We start from the raw sequence: 4,337 nt of genomic DNA, 5'->3' as shown, positions 1-4,337 counted from the left end.
CGAGGAGGTGGAGGCCCTCCTCCAGGACCCCCGGCAGGCGGCCTTCGTTGCCGAGGAAGAGGGCCTTCTGCTGGGCTTGGTGGAGGTTTCCCTCCGCCCCTACGCCGAGGGGTGCGAGACCTCCCCCGTGGGCTACCTCGAGGGGCTTTACGTGCTCCCCACCTTCCGGAGAAGGGGCGTGGCCCGCCTCCTGGTCCAGGAGGCCGAGGCCTGGGCCCGGGCCCAGGGGTGTCAGGAGATGGCCTCGGATGCAGAGCTCAGCAACCTCCTGGGCCAGGAGGTGCACCGGCACCTGGGCTACGAGGAGGTGGAGCGGCTGGTCTGCTTCCGCAAGGCCCTCTAAAGGGCCCGCCGGATGGCCTCGGCGTCCTCTTCCCGGTAGCCGTAGAGGGTGACCTCCAGGGTGTCCGGGGCCTTCTTGATCTCCTCCAGCATGACCCGGGCCACCGCCTCCACGGGAAGCCCTCCCACCCCGGTTCCCAGGAGGGGGAAGGCGAGGGTCCTGAGGCCCAGTTCCACCGCCTTCTCCAAGGCGCTTCGGGTGGCCTGGCCCACGGTTTCCAGGCTGGCGGGCTCGTCCCCCAAAACGGCGGCGTGGATCACGTAGCGCGCCTTTAGGTTTCCCGCCCCGGTGACCGCCGCCTCGCCCACCCGGATCTTGCCGATACGGTCGCACTCCTCCTGGATGGAGGCTCCCCCCTTCCTCAGGATGGCCCCCGCCACGCCGGCCCCCAGCTTCAGGTGGTTGTTGGCGGCGTTGACGATGGCGTCCCCCTCAAACTCGGTGATGTCGCCCTCGGCGATGCGGATGCGGGCCATGCCCTTATTTTCCCGTACAATGGGCCTGATGTCACGGGACCTTTTGGGCCTCGAGGGGCGGATCGTCATGGTGACCGGGGCCGGGCGGGGCTTCGGGCGGGCCATCGCCCACGGCTACGGACGCAACGGGGCCACGGTGATCGCCGTGGACCCCGACGTGGAGCTAGCCACCGCAGTGGCCTCGGAGGTGGAGGCCCTGGGGGCCACCGCCATCCCCATCCGCGGGGACATGAGCGTGGTCTTGGACGTGACGGGCACCTTTGAGAAGGTGGAGGAGCTTTTTGGCCTTCTGGACGGCATCGTCCACGTGACCACCGCCGAGAGCAAGACCCCCTTCGTGGAGCTTCTGGAAGGGGAGTGGTACGACCTCATGAGCCAGGACGTCAAGTCCAGCCTCTACGTCCTGCAGCAGGGCCTGAGGCACCTGGCGGGGGGCGGCTTCGTCACCCTGGTCCTGCCCCCTGCCGCCCGCATAGAGCCCCACACCCTCTCCGTGCGCAAGGCGGTGGAGGGCCTTATAGAAGGGACTACCCGCACCTTTCCCGGGGTGCGGGTGAACGGGGTGGTCCCCTCCCGGGACCCGGTGGGCGAGGCCCACGACCAGGCCCTGGTGCGGGCCGCCTTGGCCTTGGGGTCCATGGTGGCCGAGGGGGTGCGGGGAGTGGTCCTGGAGGTGCAGCTCCCCGAACCCCCCATGGCCCCCGAGATCTACGAGATGTTGCGGGAAGTGCCATGAAGTGCCCCTACTGCGGCCATCCCGACACCCGGGTGGGGGACTCGAGGCCCTCCGACGAGGGGGCCGCCATCCGCAGGCGGCGGGAGTGCCCCTCCTGCGGCCGCCGCTTCACCACCTACGAGCGCACCCAGCTGGAGCCCCTCATGGTCATCAAAAGGGACGGCCGCAAGGAGCCCTTCAACCCCGACAAGCTCCTTAGAGGCCTCCTCCTCGCCTGCGAGAAGCGCCCCGTAAGCCAGGAGGCCCTCAGGCGCTTCGCCTACACCTTTGAGGACCAGGTCGCAGGCCCGGAGATCACCTCCGAGGAGATCGGCCTCAAGGCCATGGCCTTCCTCAAGGACCTGGACCAGGTGGCCTACATCCGCTTCGCCTCCGTCTACCGGGAGTTTGATTCCGTGGAGCGGTTCATAGAGGAGATCCGCCAGCTCTTCGGGGTTGACAAGAAGGAAGGGGCTTGGTAGGATAGCTGTTGCTGCGCGGGCGAAAGCCCAAGCAGGGGGACCTTGAAAAGGGGAGAACGCAGGGCCAACGCTAGCGCTTAAACGCCTCAAGGCGTCCTTTTGTGGAGAGTTTGATCCTGGCTCAGGGTGAACGCTGGCGGCGTGCCTAAGACATGCAAGTCGTGCGGGCCGTGGGGTTTCTCACGGTCAGCGGCGGACGGGTGAGTAACGCGTGGGTGACCTACCCGGAAGAGGGGGACAACCTGGGGAAACCCAGGCTAATCCCCCATGTGGACGCATCCTGTGGGGTGTGTTTAAAGGGTTTTACCCGCTTCCGGATGGGCCCGCGTCCCATCAGCTAGTTGGTGGGGTAAGAGCCCACCAAGGCGACGACGGGTAGCCGGTCTGAGAGGATGGCCGGCCACAGGGGCACTGAGACACGGGCCCCACTCCTACGGGAGGCAGCAGTTAGGAATCTTCCGCAATGGGCGCAAGCCTGACGGAGCGACGCCGCTTGGAGGAGGAAGCCCTTCGGGGTGTAAACTCCTGAACCCGGGACGAAACCCCCGATGAGGGGACTGACGGTACCGGGGTAATAGCGCCGGCCAACTCCGTGCCAGCAGCCGCGGTAATACGGAGGGCGCGAGCGTTACCCGGATTTACTGGGCGTAAAGGGCGTGTAGGCGGCCTGGGGCGTCCCATGTGAAAGGCCACGGCTCAACCGTGGAGGAGCGTGGGATACGCTCAGGCTAGACGGTGGGAGAGGGTGGTGGAATTCCCGGAGTAGCGGTGAAATGCGCAGATACCGGGAGGAACGCCGATGGCGAAGGCAGCCACCTGGCTCACTGGTGACGCTGAGGCGCGAAAGCGTGGGGAGCAAACCGGATTAGATACCCGGGTAGTCCACGCCCTAAACGATGCGCGCTAGGTCTCTGGGTTATCTGGGGGCCGAAGCCAACGCGTTAAGCGCGCCGCCTGGGGAGTACGGCCGCAAGGCTGAAACTCAAAGGAATTGACGGGGGCCCGCACAAGCGGTGGAGCATGTGGTTTAATTCGAAGCAACGCGAAGAACCTTACCAGGCCTTGACATGCTAGGGGACCTAGGTGAAAGCCTGGGGTGCCCTGCGAGGGGAGCCCTAGCACAGGTGCTGCATGGCCGTCGTCAGCTCGTGTCGTGAGATGTTGGGTTAAGTCCCGCAACGAGCGCAACCCCTGCCGTTAGTTGCCAGCGGGTCGAGCCGGGCACTCTAACGGGACTGCCTGCGAAAGCAGGAGGAAGGCGGGGACGACGTCTGGTCATCATGGCCCTTACGGCCTGGGCGACACACGTGCTACAATGCCCACTACAGAGCGAGGCGACCTGGTGACGGGGGGCGAATCGCAAAAAGGTGGGCGTAGTTCGGATTGGGGTCTGCAACCCGACCCCATGAAGCCGGAATCGCTAGTAATCGCGGATCAGCCATGCCGCGGTGAATACGTTCCCGGGCCTTGTACACACCGCCCGTCACGCCATGGGAGCGGGTTTTACCCGAAGTCGCCGGGAGCCTTAGGGCAGGCGCCGAGGGTAGGGCCCGTGACTGGGGCGAAGTCGTAACAAGGTAGCTGTACCGGAAGGTGCGGCTGGATCACCTCCTTTCTAAGGAGCATGGAGCCCGTTCCCGCGCTTTCAAGCCCTGCCAAGCCGGCGTAAGAAACCCCCCGTTAGGGGGTTTTTCTTTGCCCCCTCCCCAGGAGGGGGGCTTTTTACGTACCCCGCTTAAAATCCCCGGACGTTCAGGAAGGGCTCGGGATGGGGGTGGCCCGAGGTGTTGGTCCAGGAAGGTGGTGGTGGGGGCGCCGATGCGCGCCACGCCCCAGGGGATGGTCTCCCCGTAGGCCTTAACCTCCTGGTCGGGGCTCAGGGCGTAGACCCGGGGGTCCTTGGCCAGGCGCTCCGCCTTGGCCGGGGAGAGGTTGCGGAGGATCACGGCCCCCAGGGCCTCGAGGCGGTCCTCGGCCGGGATCTCTAGGCCGTGCTCCCGCTCCAGGGCGGAAAGCTTCTCCAGTAGCCGGGCCTTATGGGGAAGGCCGGGCTCCAGGACGGCGATGTAGGTGCTCCCGCCTTGGAGGCTTTGGGGCGCAAGCCCCCCTGCTGCTGGCAGGCCGCCAGTGCCAGTAGACCTATAGCCAAGGCCAGTTTTTCATCTCCCACCTCGCGGTACGCCGGAAAGCCCATCCCGGGCCTCTTCCCCCTGTCAAGCCCTATAGTGAGGGGCGTGGACTTCCTGGAAGCCCTTTCCCGCCCCCCTTTGGTCCTGGGGGTGGACCCCAGGCCCGAGCTGCACGGCCGGGAGCCTTTGGCC

At 66.3% G+C, this 4,337-nt stretch carries 4 protein-coding genes and 1 rRNA gene; 4 read left to right on the top strand and 1 reads right to left on the bottom strand.

Annotation, left to right across the window (positions count from 1 at the left end; genetic code table 11):
- A partial coding sequence (aac(6'), locus tag NW807_RS02635) for an aminoglycoside 6'-N-acetyltransferase (protein WP_414425222.1) occupies positions 1-343 on the top strand: 343 nt, incomplete at its 5' end.
- Here aac(6') and NW807_RS02630 read toward each other — a convergent pair.
- A complete protein-coding gene (locus tag NW807_RS02630; protein ID WP_414425221.1) occupies positions 340-819 on the bottom strand; it encodes a macro domain-containing protein in 480 nt (159 codons plus the stop codon). The genes aac(6') and NW807_RS02630 overlap by 4 nt on opposite strands.
- A gap of 28 nt (positions 820-847) precedes the next feature.
- Between NW807_RS02630 and NW807_RS02625 the strand changes: the two genes are divergently transcribed.
- The 3 genes from NW807_RS02625 to NW807_RS02615 all read left to right on the top strand — a co-directional run bounded on the left by NW807_RS02625 (position 848) and on the right by NW807_RS02615 (position 3,631).
- Entirely contained in the window at positions 848-1,555 is a 708-nt protein-coding gene (locus tag NW807_RS02625; RefSeq protein WP_414425220.1) for an SDR family NAD(P)-dependent oxidoreductase, read from the top strand.
- Positions 1,552-2,016, top strand: a complete 465-nt coding sequence (nrdR, locus tag NW807_RS02620) for a transcriptional regulator NrdR (RefSeq protein WP_414425219.1) — start codon at positions 1,552-1,554, stop codon at positions 2,014-2,016. The genes NW807_RS02625 and nrdR overlap by 4 nt, the downstream gene beginning before the upstream one ends.
- 98 nt (positions 2,017-2,114) lie before the next feature.
- Positions 2,115-3,631: ribosomal RNA gene (locus NW807_RS02615) — 16S ribosomal RNA — on the top strand.
- Positions 3,632-4,337: the final 706 nt, after the last annotated feature.

Origin of the sequence: Synechococcus sp. R70.1, from assembly GCF_047461675.1 — a bacterium.
GTDB lineage: Bacteria > Cyanobacteriota > Cyanobacteriia > Thermostichales > Thermostichaceae > Thermostichus.
The sequence above is the reverse complement of the archived record's forward strand: the minus strand, read 5'-3'. Positions and strand labels throughout refer to the sequence as shown.